At 38.3% G+C, this 23,229-nt stretch carries 22 protein-coding genes and 1 pseudogene; 20 read left to right on the top strand and 3 right to left on the bottom strand.

Features of this window, described 5'->3' with window-relative positions; genetic code table 11:
• The first annotated feature begins 33 nt into the window (after positions 1-33).
• Positions 34-1,443, top strand: a complete 1,410-nt coding sequence (gene nhaC, locus V7149_RS18595) for a Na+/H+ antiporter NhaC (protein ID WP_335347090.1) — start codon at positions 34-36, stop codon at positions 1,441-1,443.
• 42 nt (positions 1,444-1,485) lie between these two features.
• Here the strand turns inward: nhaC and V7149_RS18590 are convergent, their stop codons facing one another.
• Positions 1,486-2,745 (bottom strand): HTH domain-containing protein, encoded by a 1,260-nt coding sequence (locus tag V7149_RS18590; protein ID WP_335347089.1) that lies wholly within the window; start codon positions 2,743-2,745, stop codon positions 1,486-1,488.
• Between the two features lie 105 nt (positions 2,746-2,850).
• Here V7149_RS18590 and V7149_RS18585 point away from each other — a divergent pair, with 105 nt between their 5' ends.
• The 7 genes and pseudogenes from V7149_RS18585 (at position 2,851) to V7149_RS18555 (ending at position 10,016) form a co-directional block, all read left to right on the top strand.
• Positions 2,851-3,960, top strand: coding sequence for a mandelate racemase/muconate lactonizing enzyme family protein (locus V7149_RS18585; protein WP_335347088.1), 1,110 nt, complete (start codon positions 2,851-2,853; stop codon positions 3,958-3,960).
• Positions 3,961-3,973: 13 nt separating this feature from the next.
• Positions 3,974-4,681: a GNAT family N-acetyltransferase gene (locus V7149_RS18580; RefSeq protein WP_335347087.1), complete on the top strand. Its 708-nt coding sequence runs from the start codon at positions 3,974-3,976 to the stop codon at positions 4,679-4,681.
• 609 nt (positions 4,682-5,290) lie between these two features.
• Entirely contained in the window at positions 5,291-5,473 is a 183-nt protein-coding gene (locus V7149_RS18575) for an SE1561 family protein (protein ID WP_335347086.1), read from the top strand.
• Between the two features lie 174 nt (positions 5,474-5,647).
• Positions 5,648-7,195: a fumarate hydratase gene (locus tag V7149_RS18570; protein WP_335347085.1), complete on the top strand. Its 1,548-nt coding sequence runs from the start codon at positions 5,648-5,650 to the stop codon at positions 7,193-7,195.
• Between the two features lie 124 nt (positions 7,196-7,319).
• Entirely contained in the window at positions 7,320-8,117 is a 798-nt protein-coding gene (gene pdaA, locus V7149_RS18565) for a delta-lactam-biosynthetic de-N-acetylase (RefSeq protein ID WP_335347084.1), read from the top strand.
• Between the two features lie 659 nt (positions 8,118-8,776).
• A pseudogene (locus tag V7149_RS26580) lies at positions 8,777-8,866 on the top strand (GNAT family N-acetyltransferase); the annotation flags it as partial.
• A gap of 28 nt (positions 8,867-8,894) precedes the next feature.
• A complete protein-coding gene (locus tag V7149_RS18555) occupies positions 8,895-10,016 on the top strand; it encodes a metallophosphoesterase (protein ID WP_335347082.1) in 1,122 nt (373 codons plus the stop codon).
• 38 nt (positions 10,017-10,054) lie between these two features.
• Here the strand turns inward: V7149_RS18555 and V7149_RS18550 are convergent, their stop codons facing one another.
• Positions 10,055-10,528, bottom strand: a complete 474-nt coding sequence (locus tag V7149_RS18550; protein ID WP_335347081.1) for a DinB family protein — start codon at positions 10,526-10,528, stop codon at positions 10,055-10,057.
• Positions 10,529-10,663: 135 nt separating this feature from the next.
• Between V7149_RS18550 and V7149_RS18545 the strand changes: the two genes are divergently transcribed.
• The 3 genes from V7149_RS18545 (at position 10,664) to V7149_RS18535 (ending at position 12,238) form a co-directional block, all read left to right on the top strand.
• On the top strand, positions 10,664-11,620 hold the full coding sequence (locus tag V7149_RS18545) for a D-2-hydroxyacid dehydrogenase (protein WP_335347080.1): 957 nt from the start codon (positions 10,664-10,666) through the stop codon (positions 11,618-11,620).
• Between the two features lie 67 nt (positions 11,621-11,687).
• Entirely contained in the window at positions 11,688-11,840 is a 153-nt protein-coding gene (locus V7149_RS18540) for a hypothetical protein (protein ID WP_335347079.1), read from the top strand.
• Positions 11,841-12,106: 266 nt separating this feature from the next.
• Complete coding sequence (locus tag V7149_RS18535; protein WP_335347078.1) at positions 12,107-12,238, top strand: hypothetical protein; 132 nt, start codon at positions 12,107-12,109, stop codon at positions 12,236-12,238.
• A 264-nt stretch (positions 12,239-12,502) separates the two neighbouring features.
• On the opposite strand, the gene V7149_RS18530 is transcribed toward V7149_RS18535, so the two are convergent.
• Positions 12,503-13,876, bottom strand: coding sequence for an amino acid permease (locus V7149_RS18530; RefSeq protein WP_335347077.1), 1,374 nt, complete (start codon positions 13,874-13,876; stop codon positions 12,503-12,505).
• Positions 13,877-14,312: 436 nt separating this feature from the next.
• Here V7149_RS18530 and V7149_RS18525 point away from each other — a divergent pair, with 436 nt between their 5' ends.
• The 9 genes from V7149_RS18525 (at position 14,313) to V7149_RS18485 (ending at position 22,776) form a co-directional block, all read left to right on the top strand.
• Positions 14,313-16,043 carry an L-lactate permease gene (locus tag V7149_RS18525; RefSeq protein WP_335347076.1) on the top strand — a complete coding sequence of 577 codons (1,731 nt, stop codon included), beginning with the start codon at positions 14,313-14,315 and terminating at the stop codon, positions 16,041-16,043.
• Positions 16,044-16,193: 150 nt separating this feature from the next.
• A complete protein-coding gene (locus V7149_RS18520; RefSeq protein WP_335347075.1) occupies positions 16,194-16,502 on the top strand; it encodes a DUF3221 domain-containing protein in 309 nt (102 codons plus the stop codon).
• An 18-nt stretch (positions 16,503-16,520) separates the two neighbouring features.
• Positions 16,521-17,108 carry a VanZ family protein gene (locus V7149_RS18515; protein ID WP_335347074.1) on the top strand — a complete coding sequence of 196 codons (588 nt, stop codon included), beginning with the start codon at positions 16,521-16,523 and terminating at the stop codon, positions 17,106-17,108.
• Positions 17,109-17,347: 239 nt separating this feature from the next.
• Positions 17,348-18,133: an ABC transporter ATP-binding protein gene (locus V7149_RS18510; RefSeq protein WP_335347073.1), complete on the top strand. Its 786-nt coding sequence runs from the start codon at positions 17,348-17,350 to the stop codon at positions 18,131-18,133.
• A 110-nt stretch (positions 18,134-18,243) separates the two neighbouring features.
• Complete coding sequence (locus V7149_RS18505; RefSeq protein ID WP_335347072.1) at positions 18,244-19,212, top strand: ABC transporter substrate-binding protein; 969 nt, start codon at positions 18,244-18,246, stop codon at positions 19,210-19,212.
• Positions 19,213-19,216: 4 nt separating this feature from the next.
• Positions 19,217-19,981 carry an ABC transporter permease gene (locus V7149_RS18500; RefSeq protein WP_335347071.1) on the top strand — a complete coding sequence of 255 codons (765 nt, stop codon included), beginning with the start codon at positions 19,217-19,219 and terminating at the stop codon, positions 19,979-19,981.
• A gap of 102 nt (positions 19,982-20,083) precedes the next feature.
• Positions 20,084-20,608 carry a DUF4242 domain-containing protein gene (locus V7149_RS18495; RefSeq protein WP_335347070.1) on the top strand — a complete coding sequence of 175 codons (525 nt, stop codon included), beginning with the start codon at positions 20,084-20,086 and terminating at the stop codon, positions 20,606-20,608.
• Positions 20,609-20,718: 110 nt separating this feature from the next.
• On the top strand, positions 20,719-21,774 hold the full coding sequence (locus V7149_RS18490; protein WP_335347069.1) for an acyl-CoA dehydrogenase: 1,056 nt from the start codon (positions 20,719-20,721) through the stop codon (positions 21,772-21,774).
• A gap of 213 nt (positions 21,775-21,987) precedes the next feature.
• The gene (locus V7149_RS18485; protein WP_335347068.1) at positions 21,988-22,776 is read left to right on the top strand and encodes a LysM peptidoglycan-binding domain-containing protein; all 789 of its coding nucleotides are present in this window, start codon (positions 21,988-21,990) and stop codon (positions 22,774-22,776) included.
• Positions 22,777-23,229 lie beyond the last annotated feature (453 nt).

Raw genomic sequence — 23,229 nt, 5'->3', positions numbered from 1 at the left:
TGGTTTTGTTTGGAAAAACGATAAAAAAGGGAGATGACGTTTGGTCTTGCCATTATTCCGCTATTGGTAATGATTGTGGTCATGGCAATAGCGGTAGTTGTATTAGAACAAGGGCCGCATATTCCGCTTATTGTGGGAACCTCAACTGCTGCTATTGTAGCATGGCGTGTAGGATTCAAATGGGATGAAATTGAAGAGATGATGTATAAGGGGATACGTCTAGCTCTTCCTGCAGTCATTATTATTATGCTAGTAGGTTTAACGATTGGTGCTTGGATAGGCGGCGGAATCGTTGCGACTATGATTTATTATGGGTTAAAAATTATTACACCATCTCTATTTCTTGTAGCTATCTGTGTTATTTGCTGTATCGTTTCATTGGCAATTGGAAGCTCCTGGTCCACAATGGGTACGATTGGGGTTGCGGGAATGGGAATTGGCTTAAGTATGGGAATTCCTGCTCCAATGATTGCGGGTGCAATCATTTCTGGCGCTTATTTCGGAGATAAAATGTCACCGCTTTCAGACACGACTAACTTAGCGGCAGGTTTAACTGACACGGATTTATTTGTCCATATTAAACATATGCTTTACACAACGATCCCAGGGATCACGATTGCTTTAATCGTTTATGCTATTATGGGAAGAAAATTTGCGGCTGGAGCCATGGATGCACAAAGCATTGATCAAACGATTCAGGTTCTTCAGGACAGTTTTGTTATTTCTCCATTCCTATTAATAGTTCCTGTTCTCGTTATTGTTCTCGTTGCTAAAAAAGTTCCAGCCATACCGGCTCTTATTATTGGTATCTTGCTAGGTTTCCTAGCTCAGATTTTTGTACAAGGCGGAAATGTTGCCGATGCGGTCGCTGCTTTACAAAGCGGATTCCTCATTGACACTGGCAATGAAATGGTTGACAATCTCTTTAACCGAGGCGGTTTAGATGAAATGATGTATACTGTTTCAATGACAATTGTGGCGATGACATTTGGAGGAATTTTAGAAAATACAGGTATGCTTCAAGCGATTGTGAACCAATTATTAAAGCTTGCAAAATCTGCAAAGAGCTTAGTAGCTTCAACAGTTGTATCATGTTTTGCAACAAATGTTTCTTGTTCAGAGCAGTATATTTCAATCGTTATCCCATCTCGCATGTTTGCAAAAGCTTATCGTGATAAAGGCTTGCATTCTAAAAACTTATCCCGTGCACTGGAGGATGGGGGAACGCTAACCTCTGTGTTTGTTCCATGGAATACTTGCGGTGTATTCATCCTTGCAACACTTGGTGTTCATACATTTGAATATGCTCCATACGCAATCTTAAACTTTGTTGTTCCAATTCTCTCAATCATCTTTGCATATACTGGTTTCTCTATTGTAAAGCTAACTGATAAGGAAAAGCTTGAGCAGCAGAAAAAAGATGAACTAGTAATGAAGGCGTAACATAAAAAAGGAAGGTTCCTTAACAGAACTTTCCTTTTTTCCTTAAAAATAAATCGGGATATTCAGTTTATATAGAGCTCGCGGACGGCCCTGTTGATAGGTCATCTCCTCACCGACAATCTGAATGTACCCATGGTCAGTTAGCTTTTTTATCATTCTTTCAGCTGTACGCCTAGTGACTTGAAGAAAATCTGCCAGATCAGCTGAAGTAAACTGATGAATGTCCTTGGAAAACTTAATGATTTTTGAGAGGTTGGCAGGGCTTAATTTTGCTTTTTGTGCGATAAGGTATAAATCAGGGTGATCATTTACGAGTTTTTGCTGTTTATGCAATTGTGGGAAAGGGCCAAGAAGATCCTTTTTTTCTGTTAAAATAAAACAACAGTTGCTATTCTCATTTTTCTCGGCAAAACCTAAAGCAATTAGGGCATTTTTTTCAGCTTCCTTCATGGTCGCACCATAGCCAAAGCCAATGGCATTACCATCCGTTTTAGAAAATAATTGATTGAGGTCTTCATGTCTCATCGACTCTATGTCTCCTCTAGTGCTGTACAAGACAAACTGAGAATCATTTAATTGCTGAACAGTTGCATAAATCTCGTGTGCAAATGTATCAAGATTTTTCCGTTGTTGTTCATTTAGTGAATCAACGGATATATAGCCGACAGCCACTTGTGAAGCTTGGCTTTTCACATACTCAGCCTTTGCCTTCGCATCCTGTAGACCGCGAATCAAGGCAGTCTTTGGATCAGCCATCCGATTGGCAGGAACGCCTTGAAGGATTAATTGGTTATAAACAACATGTACACTTGTAATCGCTAAATCAATTTCCCCTTGCTTCCACAATAAGTGATGAAAGGAAACAAGCTGTTCAAAGTCATACGGTTCTTGCAGTAAAATATCCTCATAATCTCTAACATGCAAGGGGCTTGTCTTAATATCAACTGCATCCAGGACGTTGGAAACAATGGAAGCATCAAATAAATCAATTGAAATTCGATCCAATGAAATCTTCTTATGGTATAATGCAGCAAGCAGCGTTGAGGCGACCGTCATTTCATCCTGTGCTAAATAGAGGATAGGGATCGGCAATTGTTCATGATACTTTTGGGAAAATAAATAGGGCAATGTACCGGATAGGAAGACAACGTCACATGGCTTAATTTGTTTAATTAAGTACTCAGCTTCCTGTGGCTGTTTATAAATATACCCCTCTAATTCAATATTTGGGACTTGTTCCGAAACAGATTGAATCTGTTCGAAAAATTCAGCTGAACCTATGACAGCGATTTTTGTTTGCATGTTTCACCTCTTGAAGGGGGATTTTATTTTTTATAATTAACGACTGTTTAACGACAACTATAACAAATTATTTGAAAATTTTAAACGAAAAAGGAGAAAAATTTTATGAAAATAACCGCTATCCATCTTTATGCTATTCATTTACCGCTGCATGTACCCTTTGTTGTCAGCTATCACACTTACAATGATATGCCTTCTGTTATTGTTAAAATTGAAACAGACGAAGGAATTGTTGGATACGGGGAAGGTGTAGCAGATGAGCACGTGACTGGGGAATCGTTAGAGGGTGTTTACACCATTATTAAAAATACACTTGCACCTGTTCTTATTGGCCAAAACCCAATGGAAATCGAAAAAATTCACGACATAATGAATAAATCGATATACGGAGCTCCAACGGCTAAAGCAGCTATTGATATTGCTTGCTTTGATATTATGGGCAAAAAAATACAGCAGCCGGTTTATCAGCTGATTGGCGGACGTTATCATGATGAGTTCCCAATTACACATGTGTTAAGCATTGCCGAACCTGAACATATGGCAAGTGAAGCTGCATCCATGCTTGAGCAAGGCTATCGTTCTTTTAAAATGAAGGTGGGCACAGATGTCAGGAAGGATGTTGAGCGTATTCAAGCTGTCCGTGAGAAGGTTGGGGATGATATCGCCATTCGAGTCGATGTGAACCAAGGCTGGAGAAATAGTGCCAACACTCTTGTCGCATTAAATCAATTGCGCGATTGCCATTTAGATTGGGTAGAACAGCCGGTTGTGGCTGATGATATAGATGGGATGGTTGAAATAAACGCGAAAACAACAGTTGCTCTCATGATTGATGAAGGCTTAAAGGGACAGCGAGAAATGCTCGAGATCATCCAAAAGCGTGCAGCCCACAAAGTCAATATTAAATTGATGAAGTGCGGCGGCATTTATCCCGCGGTCAAACTTGCACACCAGGCAGAGTTAGCTGGAATTGAGTGCCAGATTGGATCTATGGTCGAATCATCTGTCGGCTCTGCTGCAGGCTTCCATGTTGCTTTTTCTAAAAAAGTCATCACAAGTGTTGAGCTTACAGGGCCATTAAAATTTTCAAAGGATATCGGCAATCTTCATTACGATGTTCCATTTATCCGCTTAACTGAGAAACCGGGGTTAGGTGTAGATATAAATGAAGAAGTATTGAATGAATTAACCGTCTTACAGGATGTTGTTCGCTAGGAGTGGTGTTTAGGTGATGCATATATATGAAGGAACGTTAATTAAGGAAGGCCAAAAGATCCCCTTTGTTGTCCAGCCTTTAACGATGGCGGATGTAGCAAGGATTTTGAATGTACAGGATCAAGTCATTTCACATCTAAATGGGAAAAATACTCTTCAGCCACTGACGGAAGAAGAGTTTCGATATATTTTAGAGGGCAATGGAATGATGATTGGGGCATTTGTTGATGGAGAACTAATTGCTTTTCGAGCTTTATTAGTTCCTGTTATGGATGAAGAGCACTTAGGGATAGATATTGGCCTTAGTGAATCTGAGCTGCCAAAAGTTATTTATCAGGAAATCTCAAATGTCCTACCTGATTATCGCGGGAATCAGCTGCAAAAAACGTTGGCTGGGCTGATTATGAAGGAATTATCTAAGGATGATCATGGCTATCGATATGTTTGCTGTACCGTGGCTCCATTCAATATTCCAAGCTTAAAGGATAAATTCTCACAAGGCATGCGGATAGCTTCATTGAAGGAGAAATACGGCGGCAGCCTGCGTTATATTTTTGTGAAGGATTTAGTGGAGATTATTGAGCCTGATTGGAGCGAGAGCTTGTTTATTCCAATGGGGGATACGCAAGCACAACAAATAAAGCTTTCTGAAGGCTGGAGAGGAACTCGGATGGAAGTGCGGAATGGGGAGCTTTCGGTGGAGTATCGTCGGGCTAAATGAGGGTGAGTGTGTTTTATACGCCCATCGTGAAGAATAAATGGTGTAGAAGGTAGTTAAGAAGGTTTTAAAACGCCCATCGTAAGGAAAAATGTAGTCAAATGTAGTTAAGAGGGCTTTATAACGCCCTTCATGAAGAAAAAATGCAGTCGAAAGTAGTTAAGAGAGCTTTATAACGCCCTTCGTGAAGAAAAAATGCATTGGAATGTAGTTAAGAAGGGTTTATAACGCTCTTCGTGAAGAAAAAATGCAGTGGAAAGTAGTTAAGAGAGCTTTATAACTCCCTTCGTGAAGAAACAATGCAATCGAATGTAGTTAAGAAGGCTTTATAACGCCCATCGTGAATGAAAAACGCAGTTGAAGGTAGTTAAGAAGGGTTTAAAACGCTCTTCGTGAAGAAAAAATGCAGTCGAAGGTAGTTAAGAAGGGTTTTTAACTCCCTTCGTAAAGAAAAATGTAGTCGAAGGTAGTTAAGGATGAACGTCTTTCATGTATCCAAACGAAAGAGGTCAAATTTTATTTAACCAAACAATTGATCATAATATAAATATTCAATTTGCGAAAAGAGGAGTTTTTCGGTAGTATGTTATCGTTACGAAAGGAGAGAACATTTTGGGAAGTCCGATACAAGATAAAAACAACCAAGTAGTATTTTTAAAACAGCGGTTAAATATGTTTCTTGACGTTCTAGATGCTATTGAGCCAGAAGAAGCAGATATTGATGATATCGACCGTCTGATAGAAATCATTGACGACATTGAATCGAAATGCCGCGAATTCAATAATCGTGATTAAAAAAGAGCCTTAGTGGCTCTTTTTATTTTGGAATCCATTTAGTATGGTCACCTTTTCCTCAATCAGAATGAGTGCTTTATCTTTAATTACCTCCATTTTAGGAGTATAATATAGAAGGCAATTATTATTATTTTTAAAAAATATATATGCGCTCTAAGGGGAAGGGGAACGAGGATGAATATCGAAAAGTTTCAAGAGAGTATGTATCAGCTAATTGTTGAAACATCAACAAGGCTTCCAAAAGACGTACGTCGTGCAATTCAGGCTGCGAAGGAAAATGAAAGTGCTGGAACTAGATCAGCTATGAGTTTAGCGACTATCACGAATAATATTAAAATGGCTGATGATAATGTTTCACCAATCTGTCAGGATACAGGTCTTCCAACCTTTAAAATTAAAACGCCTGTTGGTGCAAACCAGCTTGAAATGAAAGAAGCAATTAGAAATGCGATTGTACAAGCTACGAAGGATGGAAAGCTTCGTCCGAATTCAGTTGACTCGCTAACAGGGGATAATAGCGGGGACAACCTAGGATTAGGTGTTCCAGTTATTAAATTTGATCAATGGGAAAATGATTATATCGATGCCCGCCTTATTTTAAAAGGGGGCGGCTGTGAAAATAAAAATATTCAATACAGCTTGCCTTGTGAGCTTGAAGGACTTGGTCGTGCAGGCCGTGATCTCGATGGCATTCGTAAATGTATCATGCATTCGGTTTACCAAGCACAAGGACAAGGGTGTAGCGCTGGCTTTATCGGCGTTGGTATTGGCGGAGATCGTTCTTCAGGATATGATCTTGCTAAGGAACAGTTATTCCGTTCAAACGATGATGTAAATCCAAATGAAGATCTTCGCAAAGTTGAAGAATATGTCATGGAGAATGCCAACAAGCTTGGAATCGGTACAATGGGCTTTGGCGGAGAGACAACCCTATTAGGCTGTAAAATTGGTGTGATGAACCGTATTCCTGCCAGCTTCTTTGTTTCTGTAGCCTATAACTGCTGGGCATTCCGCCGTTTAGGTGTTGCTGTAAATGCTGAAACTGGTGAAATCAACGAATGGATGTATCAAGAAGGCGAAAACATCGATTTCGCTGCAACTGAGGCTGAAAAAGAAACAGCGGCAGCTGCCGAGACAAAAGCTGAAGTGATTACTTTACAAGCTCCTATTACAGAAGAACAAATTCGCAACTTAAAAGTTGGAGATGTCGTTCAAATTAACGGCAGAATGTACACTGGCCGTGACGCGATCCATCACCACTTAATGTCACATGACGCACCAGTTGATTTAAATGGCCAAGTTATTTACCACTGTGGTCCTGTTATGCTGAAAGATGCTGAAGGAAAGTGGCATGTGAAGGCAGCGGGTCCAACAACAAGTATTCGTGAGGAGCCATACCAAGGCGATATCATGAAGAAATTTGGCATCCGCGCGGTGATCGGAAAAGGCGGAATGGGTCCGAAAACTTTGGCAGCTCTTCAAGAACATGGCGGTGTGTACTTAAACGCAATCGGCGGTGCGGCTCAATATTATGCGGATTGTATTAAGGATGTTGAAGGCGTTGATTTGATGGAATTTGGTATTCCTGAAGCAATGTGGCATTTAAAAGTTGAAGGATTTACTGCTGTAGTCACAATGGATTCACACGGAAACAGTTTGCATGCGGATGTTGATAAATCATCTTTAGAGAAGTTGGCTCAATTTAAAGAGCGCGTATTTTAATATTGTTTGGCTCTAGTCATTGAAATGGCTAGGGCTTTTTTTATGGAGTTTATTGGCATGGTTTGGCGCGAATGTTTTGCCTGCCTGCACAAACAATAAGAAAAAATAAAAGAGGAGTGCAGAGATGAAATCACTTAGACATTTGCTCATATTAAGTGCCATTTTCTTGTTTTTTTCATCAACAGCCTATGCCAATTACGCCAACTCTCCTATTCATTGGGGATTTAAAAAGGGCTCAAATGAGCAGCCAGCCGATGCAGGTAAAGGTTTAGATGATATGCTAGAACGGCTGGGTGCCTACTACAAAGGAGATACAACGAAAAAAGAAATTTATTTAACCTTTGATAATGGCTATGAAAATGGCTATACAGAAAAAGTTTTAAACGTATTGAAAAAGGAAAAGGTGCCAGCAGCATTTTTCATTACGGGGCATTATTTAAAAACTGCACCTGATCTAGTCAAACGAATGGCCAACGAAGGTCATATTATCGGCAACCATTCCTGGCATCATCCTGATATGACAACTATTAGTGACGAGAAAATTGCTAAGGAATTGGAAATGGTACGGGAGGGGACGGAACAACTAACAGGAATAAAAACGATGGCATATTTGCGCCCACCCCGCGGCATTTTTAGCGAACGAACGATTAAAGTGGCTAAACAGCATGGCTATACTCACATCTTCTGGTCCTTAGCTTTTAAAGATTGGGTGGTCGATCAGCAAAAAGGCTGGCAATATTCCTACGACAACATCATGAAACAAATTCATCCAGGGGCCATTCTGCTGCTTCACACCGTATCTAAAGACAATGCCGATGCACTGGAAAAAGCGATACAAGATTTGAAAAAGCGGGGCTACACGTTTAAAAGCTTGGATGATTTGATGATGAGTATAGGCATGGAGGAGAGAATGCTATATTGAAGAATTTTTGGGTAGTGGCCGATATATTGGTAGAACTAACCGATATAATCAAAAAGTGACCGATATATTGGTGGAACTGACCGATAAACATCAGCATTGGCTGATATATTTATTAATTAGACCCAATAATGGGTCTTTTTATGTTTCCAAGATACAGCTTTAGTCAAAGCATAAGAAAAAATGCTATAATGACGGAAAAATGGTTAAAGGACGGATCATTCTTGGAAACAATACAAATAAAAGGCCCTTACAATTTTGATCTTGTACTGGACAGGCTTTCCATCGACCCGCTTAATCAAGTGGATATAGTCAATCGATCGGTAAAAGTGCCACTGCTGATTGAAGATGAACCGATTGTGGCAATAGTAAAAGCAAATGGAACAACTTTAGCCCCCGAATTCTTGATTGATGGGACAGAGGGCAAATATAAGGAAAAAGCCGATAAAAGATTAGCGGAAATTTTTCAATGGCTTACTCCACTTGAAATGATTGGCCAACATTTCAAGAATACGGACCTTAAAGAGATCTTTGAACAACACTATGGCACACCCATTGTTCTCGATTTTTCACCGTATAACTGTCTATTAAAATGCATTATCCACCAGCAGCTGAATATGTCCTTTGCCCATACTTTAACAGAGCGGTTTGTCAAAACTTTCGGATTTGAAAAAGAGGGCGTATTAAGAAATTATATGTATCAAAATGGAGTTCCCTACGATACGAATGTGTACTCTTTATTAAATGTATAAACAGGCACTCAGATAAGAGGAGATTCAAATGTTAAATGTTATCAATCTTAACTTAGACCCAAACCGAAGAGCTATTATTATTTCAGATATACACGCAAATCTTTTGTTATTTAAAAGGCTGTTAGAAAAGGTTCATTACGATAAAGACGATTACCTCTTTATAAATGGAGACCTTTGTGAAAAAGGAGAAAACAGTTTAGAGATCGTTCGCTATGTAAAGAAGATGACTGAGCAATCATCGAATGTTTTTGTCACGAAAGGGAACTGCGATATTTTACACCGTTATGTATTTATGGGGAATGAAAAAATTCTCAACTATATGAAGGCAAGAAAAAATTCTATCTTAAATGAAATGCTGGAGCAGGGGAAACAGTCTTTAACGCATTTTAATCAAATTCAGCAGCTTGCTCAATATTATGAAACTCATTTTAAAGAAGAACTGAACTGGCTGGAATCTTTGCCTGTGGCTATTGAAACAGAAAACTTCATTTTGATCCATGCTGGTATTGAGGACCGGGCCGATTGGGAAGAAACAGATGAAAACTTCGCTTTATCTGTCGATTCTTTTTTTGATAGAGGACATCAGGCTAAGAAAACCGTCATAGTCGGACATTGGCCAGTCGTTAATTATCGTTTTCATTCCGAGAGCTCTAACAATCCAATGATTGATTTTGAGAAAAAAATCATTGCCATTGATGGTGGCAATCAGATTAAAAGGGATGGACAATTGAATGCCCTTATTTTCGAGAATAATCAATTTTCGTTTGAGTTTGTTGACGAGCTTCATGAGAAAAGGAAAGTTAAAAAAGACTACTTAGATCAGACAGGTCGTGTTGGAACAGTCACCTATCCCAATTATGAAATGAGTATTATTCACAGAGAACCTTACTTTACACTTTGCAGGAATATTAAACTTGGGGTTGAGCAATGGGTGAAAAATGAGTATTTAGTTGAAAATGATGAGGGTGTGTGCTGTAAAAATGATTTAAGCACTACATTTTTATCGGTCCGATATGGTGAAGTTGTGAAGGTGCTCAATGCTAAAGTATCTGGTTATACACTAGTCAAAAAAAAGAACGGTTTAGTTGGATGGGTGCCAATTGAAGTGGATGGAATGGAATTGCTGACAGGTGACTTCAAGGCAGAATAAAGCAGGAGAGTCATTTCTGCCTGCTTTATTCATACAATTCATTGCTTCATGGCTTTAATGCCCTTTTTTAAATCAATAATGGCTTGTAAGTGCATCCCTTCATGGAAGATGGTTCGAATTAAAACCTGTTCAATTGTTTGCATGCCTAATTCGGTTGGTTTATACTCAACCTCTAAACGATTGCCATATGCCTCTTTTATATCGGCAGGCTGAGATTTAAGCATCCGTTTTACATCTCCTAAAGAAGGAGTTTCCGCACTAAAGTCAGCCGGAGACGTACCGAATCCAAACCACTTATTAAATTCATCGGGTACAACGGTTTTTTCCTTCGTGACCGCTTGAATCCAAAGATATTGATCAAGGAAAATATGTCCAAGATTCCAGCGAATATTATTGTTATAGCCCTTTGGAATGACTTCGGCTTCCTCTATTGTTACATTCTCCACTGCATCCAATATTTCATTTCGATAGCTTTCTAATTGTCGAAATAATACTTCATGACGTTGATTCATTTAATCTAGCCCCCTTTTTAATTTAAAAATTCGATGAGCACATGTTGTTTCCTGCAAATAATTATATTTTTTAGACAACTCTATGTAAAATAAGTGTAAGAATAAATACTATTTCTAATAGGGGAGGAATTTATCATGACATTCCAGCCGAACATTCTTGTTTTTACCCGTGATAAGGCAGAGGCCGAAGCTTATGCTGACTACATTCGTAATTTTGGATTTTCTTCAGTGAAGGCTGCTGCAACCTTTGAGGAAGTGGAAAGGTACTTGCCAGATACGGAGGTCATTTTGGGATGGAAGTTTCCCACTCAAGTCCTAAATCAGCCAATTGCATCAAATGTCCGCTGGTTTCAATCGATGGGGGCAGGGGTCAATGATTTGGTTGCAGACAAGACAATACCGAACAAAATCCAATTAACCCGTATCGTTGATCAATTCGGAACTTATATTTCAGAATATGTTTTTACATACCTTTTGAACATCGTGAAAGACGTCTCCCGTATGAACAAATCACAAGTGGAACGGAAATGGGATCCATTCATTTCGGAATCCTTGGCAAACAAAACCATCGGGGTGGCTGGACTCGGATCGATTGGGGCTGAAATTGTGCGCAAAGCTCGTGCCTTTGATATGAATGTACACGGATTAAGTTTTAGCGGAAAACAAGCTTCATTAGTGGACCGCCACTATACTCCAGAAAGCTGGGGTGAGTTTGTAAAAGACCTTGATTATTTGGTAACAATTCTTCCTTTAACAGAAGCCACACATCATATCATAGATCGTGACCTTCTACTAACGATGAAGCCGAATGCTTGCCTTGTCAACGTTGGCCGAGGAGCACTGATAAAAGAAGAGGATTTAGTTAACGTTATGCAATCAGGTCATCTTCGTGCCGCCATTCTCGATGTATTCGAGAAAGAGCCGTTGCCGAAGGACCATGCCTTCTGGTCAATGCCAAATGTGTACGTTACATCCCATCTATCAGGACCGAGTACCGTTAATGGAGTTTGCAGTTTTTTTGCAGCAAATCTAAAGCGATTTATAAATGAACAGCCTTTACATGGATTAGTAGACCGTGAGCAAGGGTATTAAAGCAAGATAGATGGGCACACTCTAAAATGAATTAAGTTATAAATAATCATTTTCAAGGAGTGTTAACGTGAAAAGGAAAATTCAGCAGGAAACTCCAGTGATTGCAGAAGGCATCGACACGGAAGATGAACTAATGGAAGACGCGACACCAAGTGAAGTAGCAAAAGGCGAGTATACAAAAGTTATCACAGTATCTTTAGATGAAAACGATCCAAGCTAGTGCTAACACCCTTAATCGCGGTGTTTCTTCAAGACCTAATTCAGGCCTATCAATTGATTGAAGAAGAAATACTGAAAGATATATACGACTGGCATGTTTGTATAGTGAGACAAAATCAAAAAAGCCCATTCCTTAAAAAGTTATTAGGGAATCGGCTTTTTTAAGTTGAAAATCTACTTAGCTTCATTTTTGTCATTTTATCTTTTGATGTATTATCCTTTAGCTATTGGACAATTTATAAATAATCACAAACTGGAGGGATATTATTGAAAAAAGAAGATGAAGAAATATCAGAAGGTTTAAATCAAATATTTGAAATCATTAATGCTAAAGGTGACACAGAAGAGTTAAATGAAAATGTTCAAACACCTGATAACCAATCAAATGAAAATAAATAATTTTTGAGGATTTTTTATCCTCTATTTTCAACCTTTTTACATCAATACTTTATTTTAACCTCTAGTTTTAGAAGTATCCTACTACGTTCGTAAAAAGAATCCTCCATTTATTTTTAAATCGCCATCCGTTCACTTCATACTCTTATATTCAACTTATTCTGCAGTGGTAGCAGTGTCAGTCACACCCGAAATTGTCGAAAGAATACACTAGTCTCGACATTTAATAATCAAAATTCAACATTTATCAAGGGGCCTGTCACTGCTTTATTGATTTAAGTGACTCTTCCTATAACCATACGTAAAGTAAATGACAAGACCGAGAATTAGCCAAACAGCGAAACCTTTCCATGTAAATGCTGAAAGCTGCAGCATTAAATAAACACAAAAGATCACTGCTAAAGCTGGAATAACAGGTACCCAGGGTGTTTTAAATCCACGTTTGAGATCTGGTCGCGTTTTACGAAGTACAGCAACACCAAGAGAAACAGCTGTGAAAGCAAATAATGTACCTATACTTGTCAGTTCAGCTAATTTATCAAGGGGAACTAGGCCGGCAAGAGTGGCAACCAATATTCCTGTTACCCAAGTGCTTTTTAAAGGAACTTTTGTTTTTGGATGAACAGCAGACAAAGCTTTTGGCAGAAGTCCATCTCTGCTAATTGAATAGAACAGACGTGATTGTCCAAACATCATGACGATTAAGACTGTCGTAATTCCAACAATGGCTCCAAGAGAAATAAAACCTGCTGCCCAATCTTGATTAATATATTGCAATCCAAAAGCTACTGGATCTTTCACATTTAGCAAATCAAACGGTACCATCCCAGTAAGAACTAAAGAGACGGCGATATACAAAATTGTACAAACTGCTAATGATGAAATAATCCCGATTGGAAGATTACGCTGAGGATTTTTTACTTCTTCGGCAGCAGTAGATACCGCGTCAAAGCCAAAGTAGGCGAACACGACAACTGCCGCTCCAGTAACGACTCCAGAAAATCCAAACGGCATAAACGGAGTCCAGTTATCCGGTTCAACGTACCAAGCCCCAATAATAATGAATAGAAGTACGACAGCCACCTTAACAACAACCATTGTGGCATTAAATTTAGCAGATTCTTTTACTCCTCTAGAAAGTAATAAAGTAACTAAAAGGACGATAATAACAGCTGGTAAATCGATGATTGTACCTTTTGAGGGATCAAAGGCGTAAGTTAAGGCTGTTGGTAAATGAATTCCAAACCCTGCTAATAACCCTTGGAAATACCCTGACCATCCACTTGCCACCGCGGAGGAGGCGAGTCCATATTCGAGAACTAAATCCCAACCTAAAATCCAAGCAAGTAATTCACCAAAAGCGACATAACTATATGTGTAAGCACTCCCGGATGCTGGAATCATCGAGGCAAATTCCGAATAGCATAATGCTGCAAATACACACGCTAAACCCGCAATAATAAAAGATAGGATTAAGGCAGGGCCAGCATATTTGGCTGCGGCAACTCCTGTCAAAACGAATACTCCTGTTCCAATTATAGCCCCAACCCCAAGCATGGTTAGATCTAGAGCCCCAAGTACCCTTTTGAGTGAATTGTTAGAAAGTTCATTGCCTATCGATTTTTTACGAAATAAATCCATGTTTTTCTCCTGTTATTCATGTCGATTTTTGTCGAAATGACAAAATAATATTTAGGTGCTAATTTATTACTTGTAAAGATTGAAAATTTTAGAACGCGTAAAACAATCCTAATAAGGCCTAAAATTAAATTACTTTAATCTTTTTTCGCATAGGCATTTTAAGGATCCGGTTTAGAAACAGGATAAATGGGAAGATTCATTCCTCTAGGGATAGTATCTGCAGATATTCTTTATTTAAATCCTAATTTCTCACTTATGAAACTGAGAGATTGGGATTTTTTTTGCTGACTGATATACAATCCCAAGTATTAATTCGTTATGAACAAATGGGTGGACATTCCATAAATTCATAATTTTACTATTATTGGGACTAGTTGTACTAAAGGGAGATTACCCGTCATATACTTCGAATGAATATGATTAGGAGGGGATAAGTTTGGAGTTTCATCAACTGTATGATCCAATGGGGAATGCCTTTCTTTCTACACTATTAGCTGCAATCCCAATATTGACTTTGTTGTATTTGCTCGCATTGCATCCTCATAAGGATAAGCTGGGGAGAAGGCATTATGGAATTGCTGCACCAAAAGCAGCTCTCATTGCTGGGATCGTCACTGTTATAATGGCAATATGGTTAGTAGACATGCCTGTGTCTTCAACATTAGCAGCTTTTGGATATGGATCCTTCTTTGGCATGATGCCGATCGGCTGGATTATAGTTGCCGCAATGTTTTTGTATACGATTACATTGGTGACTGGTCAATTTGATATTGTAAAATTTTCTGTTTTAAATTTATCATCAGACAGACGCATTCAAACACTTCTCATCGCTTTTTCCTTCGGGGCTTTTATCGAAGGGGCGGCTGGTTTTGGTACTCCAGTAGCCATAGCTGGTGCGCTGATGGTAGGTCTTGGGTTTCGTCCTATAGTAGCAGCAATTCTTTGTTTAATCGCTAACACGGCCCCTGTTGCTTTCGGAGCTGTAGGGTCGCCGATTATTACCTTAGCAGCTGTGACTGGACTTCCTGAAATGGCCTTGTCTGCAATGGCTGGGCGCCAACTGCCTTTCTTCTCCGTTATTGTGCCATTCTGGCTGATTGCTACAATGGTTTTCATGCACAAAGGAAAGTGGAAGCAGGTAATGGAAATCTGGCCAGCAATCCTTGTTACGGGTGTTACTTTTGCAATTACCCAGTTTGCTGTTTCTAACTACGTTGGGCCGATGCTAGTTGATATTATTGGTGGTCTTGTCGCTATTTTTGCATTAATTCTACTTCTTAAAGTATGGCAGCCAAAAAATAAATTTTATTTGCCTGGTGAAGAGGAAGAAATGAAATCCCTAGAAAATCAGGAAACAAAGTATAGTTCAGGACAAGTGGCAAAGGCATGGGCTCCTTGGGCATTCCTTACACTTTTCGTATTCATGTGGGGACTGCCACAATGGAAGAGCTTCCTGAATTCTTTGAACTTCTTTGGTCTTAAGTCATTTTATAGTATTCCGGTGCCTTTTTTGGATCAGCTCGTATTCCGAAGTCCGCCACTTGCAAAGGAATCTATACCAGAAGCGGCTCTTTATAACTTAAACTGGCTATCTGCAGCAGGAACAGGCGTGTTTTTTGCCGCATTGCTAAGCGGTTTGTTCCTCCGAATGAGCAAAGAACAATGGAAACAGTCTGTTGTAAGAACAGCACAAAGAATGAAAACCCCATTAATAACGATAGCGTTAGTACTAGGCTTAGGTTTTACAACGCGATATTCCGGCTTAGACGCCATCCTAGGATTAGCTTTTACTAAAACTGGTGTGTTATATCCGTTCTTTGCTGCCATGCTCGGTTGGCTTGGGGTATTTCTGACTGGCAGTGACACCTCTTCGAATGCATTATTTGGGAGTATGCAACGAATTACTGCTGACCAGCTAGGACTAGATCCGGTGCTAATCGCAGCGTCCAACTCAACCGGTGGGGTCATGGGGAAAATGATTGACGCTCAAAGCATAGTTGTAGCAACAGCAGCTTGTTATGAGAATCGAGTCGAAGGCGCAAATGCTGTAGGACCGATATTTCGGGCAGTCTTTTTCCACAGTTTAGCTTTAGCCGCATTAATGGGAATTTTAGTCATGCTGCAAGCATATGTATTCCCATGGATGATACCGGCGTATACTTTATAATTTACTAAAATTATATATCAGGTAATAACGGAGCTATCATAAGGCTTTATTGTTGTAAGAATGGACGTTTTTAAAAGACGTCCATTTTATTTTTTTGCCGAAACCTTTAACTGTACGGTACGTCTATTCACATATAGGAGATGGATACGAATGAAAAAATACATTGTACTATTATTATTCTCATTTATCTTATTTGGCTGTACTCAAAAGAGTGATGTGAAAGGCGAAGCTGATATGAAAGGGAGCATTCTTGAAATCGATAAAGATGTTAGGCGAATTTTAGTTGAAGATTATGAGAAGGGGTTAGTATGGGTTACATTGAATGAAACCGATAATATGAAAGAATTGCAAGTTTATCAAGAGGTTGCAATCTGGATTGAGGGTGCCATTGCTGAATCCTATCCGGGTCAAGCAAAAGCATTACATGTTGAAATCATTCGGCCAAAGGAAGTTGAATAAACCACCTGAGAGGTAATTATGAAAAAAGTTATTCTGCTTAGTGTTTTCATTTCTCAAGCCATATTTTTTATTCTCATTCCAGTATGGCTTGAACTAACAAACCATTTGCATCCACTTGCAGTTGGGATAGTTTGGTTTGTTATTTCTTTCTTAACTTTATTTATTGTTTGCTTGTTACTTAATGAAAGAGTCTATGTATCACAAAGTGTCCTCCATGGTCTTATATTTTTCTATACTATCGGACTGTTAATCCTATTATTTTTCCGGCCCAATGGGACAAATTATGGTGCGGTCAATATGATGCCTTTTATGACCATTCGCCTTTATTTATTTGGGAATGCTGATTTTTTAATTGCCTTTTATAATTTGAGCGCGAATATCGGGTTATTTATTCCATTTGGCGTGTATTACGGTTTTATAAAAAAGAGTGCCTCGATTAAACAGCTTTTATTTTTCACAATTTGTTTGATTAGTATAATAGAAGGACTGCAGTTTGTATCAAAAAGAGGGAGCTTAGATATTGACGACCTTCTATTAAATACAGTGGGTGTTTGTCTTGGCTATTACCTTCTCCCGCTTTTTCGTAAAGTCCTGTTAATTAAATAAATGATCACACATGGTTGTTCCAATTAATGATTTTGTCATTGGCGGGGCAACCATTTTTATTTTGTGCATTTTGATTTCTTGAACATACAAGAATGATAAAAGAAAATTTTATACTTTCAAAAAATTAAGTTGTCATTTTGAACAAAGTGTAATAGAATAACTTAAAATCATTAAACATAGTATTTATATAGGAATTAAATGAATTGACGATTTTTGTCTTTTTAAGGGGGATAGAGGGCTTGGTTGAACCGATTTTTATTCAAGTGGAAAATGTGAGCAAAGCCTTTAAGAATAAAGAGCAAACTGTACATGTTTTAAATAGTGTGACCTTTGGGATTAACAGAGGAGAGATGATCTCAATTTTGGGAGAAAGCGGATGTGGGAAGAGTACGTTGCTTAATATTATCGGGGGATTCGAAAAGCCCGATGAAGGAAAGGTTATCATCGATGGAAATCAAGTGGCCCAGCCAAATAGAAAATGTATTATGCTTTTTCAAAATTATGGTCTTTTACCATGGAGATCTGTTTTGAAAAATGTAGAGCTTGGGTTAGAAGGCGAGAAAATGGGGGTTAAGGAGCGGAAAGAGAGAGCACGCACATATTTGAACTTGGTCGGTTTAGGGGATAAAGTTGATCTATTTCCGCATGAGCTTTCAGGGGGAATGCAGCAAAGGGTTGCGATAGCACGAGCTCTTGCCAACCAGCCAGAATTGATTTTAATGGATGAGCCCTTTGCCGCTTTAGATACATTTAATCGCTATTATCTGCAGGATGAGCTTCTTCGAATTCAAGAGCAAGAGAAGACGACCATTATCCTTGTCACGCATGATATTGATGAAGCGATCTATTTATCAGACAGAGTGATTATGATGAAAGCTAATCCAGGTGAAATAAATAAAGAGTTAACGATAACTCTTTCAAAGCCTAGAGATCGAAGTCATGGGGACTTTCAGCAATATCGAAGGACAATATTTGAGGAATTCCACTTTAACCGACCTGCACCTTCAATTGAGTTTAATATTTAAATATTTTTTAGATAAGCTTTGTTAATAAATATAGTTTGTGATAGAAACCGCCCAATGCGTGCATTAGGCAAGTAATCAAAATATAGCTGTATATAAAGAGGAGGGATACGATGAAAAGTTATAAAAAGCTTTTATCCTTATTGATCATTTCAATGCTCGCGGTGAGCTTGGCTGCTTGTGGGTCTAACCCATCATCAGCAGGGAAATCCGCGAATGAAGAAAAGCGAGTAGTGAAAATTGGCTATTTGCCGATTACTCATGCGGTTCCTTTGTATTTAGAAAATGAACAGGATTCGTTTAAAAACTTTAAATTGGAGCTTGTTAAGTTTGGTTCATGGCCGGAGTTAATGGATGCCCTTAATACAGGCCGTATAGATGGTGCTTCTGTTCTTGTGACTCTTGCTTTGAAGGCGAAGGAGCAAGGAATTGATTTGAAAGCTGTGGCGCTTGGCCATAGAGATGGAAATGTATTAGTTGCAGCTAATGATATTAACAGTGTTGAGGATTTGAAAGGGAAGAACTTTGCAATCCCTCATAAGTTTTCTACTCATAATATATTGCTCTATCAAATGCTTAAACAGGCTGGGCTGAAATATGAAGATGTTAAGGCTGTTGAACTGCCACCTGCCGAAATGCCGGCAGCCCTATCAGAAGGGAGAGTTTCAGGATATGTAGTTGCTGAACCGTTTGGAGCAGTCTCGGTAGCTATTAAGAAAGGAAAGGTTCTTTATCAGGATACTGATATTTGGGAGGATTCAATTGACTGTGCACTAGTTTTAAGAAATGACTTTATTCAAAAGGAAAATGAAGTGGCTCAGGAATTTGTCAATGAGTATGTAAAAGCAGGCGAATTAGCTGAGAAAAAAGATGATCACACGCTGACAGCCTCTTCTAAATATATGAAGGTTGATAAAGAGGTGATGGATCTTTCATTCCAATGGATTTCTTACGATGATTTAAGAGTAAATAAAAGCAGCTATGATGAATTAACAAAAAGTTTAGTAGAAATGGGTTTATCAGAAAATCCGCCTTCCTATGAGGAGTTTGTCGATAATTCATTATTTGATAAGGCGAAGTGATGAAATGGGAAGTGTAAAAAAACTCTCAAATGTCATAGTTGGTTTTGTGCTTCTGATTGCTGCCTGGCAACTAACGATTAGTATCGGGAATTATGATGAAGCCCTACTGCCGCCGCCTCTTAAAGTGTGGGAGGGAATTGTGTCACTCATAAAGGACGGTTCATTCTTTGTCCACCTGCAGGTAAGCATGATGAGATTTTTAATTGGTTATTTATCGGCAGTTATTATTGCTGTTATTTTGGGGCTGATTTTTGGAAGGGTTTTAGCACTGTGGAATATCCTAGATCCAGTTGTACAGGTTTTAAGGCCAGTCTCACCAATAGCATGGTCGCCTTTTATTGTTTTGTGGTTCGGGATTGGTGATATTCCAGCCATCGTGATTATTTTCATTGCTGCATTCTTCCCTGTCTTACTATCAACCGTTTCAGCGGTAAGGAAAGTGGATCCAACTTATCTGAAAATTGCTCAGAATTTTGAAATAAGGAAATCGCATTTACTTATTAAAATTATTCTTCCCGCCGCATTTCCTTTCATAGCAAATGGCTTGCATATTGCCTTAGGAACTGCCTGGATATTCCTTGTTGCTGGTGAAATGGTGGGAGCTCAGTCAGGATTAGGCTACTTAATAGTGGATGCAAGAAATTCAATGAACTTAGATTTAGTGCTGGCCGGTATTATTTTTATTGGGGTTTGCGGACTTTTGCTTGATAAGGCAATTGGCTTATTTGAGAAATGGGTAGATAAGCAATGGGGAAGGGCGAACCAATAGCATAGTAAGAAAGTTAGCAGGTAAGTTTATCTAACTTAATAATATTTAGTGATTTACAGCTCATAATAAATTTTTTAACTATATCCTTGAGGAGGAAAAAACATGGCTCTATATCTTGTTGAATCTATTTTGAATGAGGCAGTAAAAACAAAGGAAGCTTTTGAGGCTAAAGTTTCTGAGGTACAGGAAACAGTTAGTGGAAAAAATACGAGTTTAATTGAAGTTCAAGTTTCAAAAGAGTTCTCAAGATCTTTCTTCATATTTGAAGGTGAAGACCGAAATGCGATTACTGATAGTTTAAGAGAACTAGGAATATCAGTTTCTCTTATTAAGCCAGTACGTCTAGTTGGTCAGGAATTGGCGAAGGTTAAGGAGCAGAAGGAAAAAGTAAATTATTTAGTCGAGTGGAATCTCCCGGAAAATTTGACTATGGAACAATATCTAGATAGGAAGACGACAAATTCCGTTCATTATGCAGAGGTTCCAGAGGTTTCTTTTTCCAGAACTTATGTATGTGAAGATATGACGAAATGCCTGTGCTTTTATGATGCACCGGATGAAGGAACAGTAAAAAAAGCGCGTGAAGCGGTTAAAGCTCCAATTGACACAATAACTGAGCTTTCATAAAAATGAAAGGAAAACCTCCTTTATGGAGGTTTTCTTAATAAGAAGATTAAATTGTATTAAAGGTGAAGTTCCTGCCTTGATTTTTCTAAAGAAAGGGGAAGGCTGCTTATATGAATTTTGAAAGTTTGCTGCAAACACAACTGAAACCGCTAGTCAGAAAGATAGATTCAGAAGCCTACTACCCAGAAGATTTCCTAAAGGCTATTGGCAAAGAGGGACTCCTTAGTTCGAAGGATTTGCCGAAGGGAGAAAGACTATCACGAGAAGTGTATTTGGTGAAAGAAACGGCTAAGGTATGTATGACGACAGCTTTTAATTTATGGTGTCATTTAGCTTCTTTAACTTATATCCGAAACACTGATAATCCATTTCTAAAACATGAAATTCTTCCTTGTCTTGAAAACGGGGAATTATTAGGCGGCACTGGCTTATCAAATCCGATGAAATATTATGCAGGTCTTGAGTCTTTACATTTGAAGGCAAAAAAGTCGCAAGATGGTTATTTCGTTTCTGGGAATTTACCTGCTGTTTCTAACTTAGGAAAAGACCATTGGTTTGGAATTATCGCTGAGGTAGACGAACACCAACGAATCATGGCTTTCGTCCCGTGCGCAGCGGAAGGATTAACTCTAAAGGAAAAACGAGAGTATATGGGGGTAAACGGAAGTGCCACCTATTCCTGTGCGTTTAATGATGTAAGGATACGAGAAGAGTGGATAATTGCTGAACGAGCAGATGAATTTATCCTTAATATTCGATCGGCTTTTGTTCTATATCAAATTCCTCTGGGATTAGGAGTGACGGAGACATCGATTAAGTCTATTCAAAAGGTTTGCAACAAGCAGGGTAGGTGTAATCAGTATTTAGATATCCAAACAGATGAACTTCAAATGAAATTAAATGAAATTACTGAAAAAACATTCCGAATTGCTGAAAGTCATAATCTTTCTGAGAAATGGAATGAGTTATTGCAGCTAAGGCTTGATACTGTAAATCTAACATTAAAATCCGTACACGCATGCATGCTTCATCAAGGTGGAGCGGGGTACTTGAAAAATAGTGATCCAGCAAGAAGGCTAAGAGAATCCTATTTCCTTGTTAATTTAACCCCAACAGTTAAGCATCTACAAAAGATGATTCAGAAGAACATCACTTACCCCCTTTAAATTTATTTAATAGAGGAAAATTTCAGTTATAAAACCGAGTAATCATATTCGAATTATAGAGCTCGGTATTGTGTGCTAAATTACCTACTATAGAAAAGAAAATGGGTTATGAGAAAAATATTGGTAATACGGTCAAAAAAACCCCCTGATGTTTCGAATTACTCTTGAGTAATTCGAATTTATTATAGAGAGAGATACGGGGGAAAAGAAACATTGAACACAATTTCAATTAAACGAAAGCAGAGAATTGCCGAAGTACGCAAGCAAAGAATAAAAGCTCGTAATAAAAAAGTGATCATAACTACAGCTGCTGGAGCAATTACAGCTATTATCTTATTAAACGGCAAATCAGAAGCATATAGCTCAACTTATACAGTTAAACCAAAAGATAACTTATATAATCTTTCTAAAAAGTATCAAGTGAGTGTAGAGCAGTTAATGGAAGTAAATGGTCTAGTAACAGAAAAAATTACTGTAGGCCAACACCTTCTTTTACCTAATCAACACACAGAAGAAGCCTTTGTTTCATATAAAGTCCAAAAAGGGGATACGATATACTCTCTTGCTAAACAGTATGAAATATCTATAAATGATTTGAAAAAGAAAAATAATATGAGTTCTGACAAAATAATTGTTGGAGAAAAACTCTTATTGCCACTAGAAGCTAAAAGCGATGTAGAAAGTATCTATACGGCTGTACCTGGAGATACGTTATGGGGAATAGCTAAACGCTTTGGGGTGACAGCTAAAGAACTTGCTGGTGCAAATGGGCTTAGTAAGGAAATGGTTCTAATTGGACAGAAACTGAATATTCCTGGGTCTGTTCAATCTGCTAAAGTGGAAGTGGTTGGAGCTGCTGATAGTTTTACAGTAGAATTTACTGAACAAGGAAAACCTCTTGTTTTACAAGTGCCCTATGGAACAGCTTCAGATTATCAGAAGAAATCTGGTCAGAAAGTGCATGTTATCCATAAAAATGGATCAGTAATATCAATATATTAAAATATTGTGTGAAAAAGTATATGCCGCTCTTTTTAAGGAGAGCGGTTTTAAATTATTTACACTTTCTTGGATATAAGATGAAGGAACCGTTAGCTATAAGTCTCGTTTCAAATTCTTATGTAAGATATTGTTTTTTTTCTTTATAAAATAATTTTAATATAATTGTTGACACATAGAAAATATAATAGTAATATAAGGTTCTCGCTACGAAATACAGGCGAGGAGATAAAAAAAGAATTTATATATAACGTTTTAACTGTTGACAAATACAGATGAAATTGTTAATATAAAATTCTGTCGCAAACGCGATGAAAAATTATTTTAAAAAAGTGTTTGACATTGTAAAGATAAACTGATATAGTATTATCTTGTCAGCAACATTAGTTCTTTGAAAACTGAACGAACAAAAACGTCAACGTTTTAGTCTTTTTATCAAAAAAGACATTTATGAGC

Origin of the sequence: Bacillus sp. JJ1503, from assembly GCF_036965125.1 — a bacterium.
In the GTDB taxonomy this organism is placed as follows: Bacteria; Bacillota; Bacilli; order Bacillales; family Cytobacillaceae; genus Cytobacillus.
This window is presented reverse-complemented; position numbering and strand designations above follow the sequence as displayed.

Coding starts and splice junctions, on each gene's coding strand:
- V7149_RS18515 (WP_335347074.1), top strand. CDS start 16,521: ATGAAAAAAGTTATTCTGCTTAGTGTTTTCATTTCTCAAGCCATATTT.
- V7149_RS18520 (WP_335347075.1), top strand. CDS start 16,194: ATGAAAAAATACATTGTACTATTATTATTCTCATTTATCTTATTTGGC.
- V7149_RS18495 (WP_335347070.1), top strand. CDS start 20,084: ATGGCTCTATATCTTGTTGAATCTATTTTGAATGAGGCAGTAAAAACA.
- V7149_RS18555 (WP_335347082.1), top strand. CDS start 8,895: ATGTTAAATGTTATCAATCTTAACTTAGACCCAAACCGAAGAGCTATT.
- pdaA (WP_335347084.1), top strand. CDS start 7,320: ATGAAATCACTTAGACATTTGCTCATATTAAGTGCCATTTTCTTGTTT.
- V7149_RS18570 (WP_335347085.1), top strand. CDS start 5,648: ATGAATATCGAAAAGTTTCAAGAGAGTATGTATCAGCTAATTGTTGAA.
- V7149_RS18505 (WP_335347072.1), top strand. CDS start 18,244: ATGAAAAGTTATAAAAAGCTTTTATCCTTATTGATCATTTCAATGCTC.
- V7149_RS18500 (WP_335347071.1), top strand. CDS start 19,217: ATGGGAAGTGTAAAAAAACTCTCAAATGTCATAGTTGGTTTTGTGCTT.
- V7149_RS18490 (WP_335347069.1), top strand. CDS start 20,719: ATGAATTTTGAAAGTTTGCTGCAAACACAACTGAAACCGCTAGTCAGA.
- V7149_RS18550 (WP_335347081.1), bottom strand. CDS start 10,528: ATGAATCAACGTCATGAAGTATTATTTCGACAATTAGAAAGCTATCGA.
- V7149_RS18545 (WP_335347080.1), top strand. CDS start 10,664: ATGACATTCCAGCCGAACATTCTTGTTTTTACCCGTGATAAGGCAGAG.
- V7149_RS18590 (WP_335347089.1), bottom strand. CDS start 2,745: ATGCAAACAAAAATCGCTGTCATAGGTTCAGCTGAATTTTTCGAACAG.
- V7149_RS18585 (WP_335347088.1), top strand. CDS start 2,851: ATGAAAATAACCGCTATCCATCTTTATGCTATTCATTTACCGCTGCAT.
- nhaC (WP_335347090.1), top strand. CDS start 34: ATGACGTTTGGTCTTGCCATTATTCCGCTATTGGTAATGATTGTGGTC.
- V7149_RS18530 (WP_335347077.1), bottom strand. CDS start 13,876: ATGGATTTATTTCGTAAAAAATCGATAGGCAATGAACTTTCTAACAAT.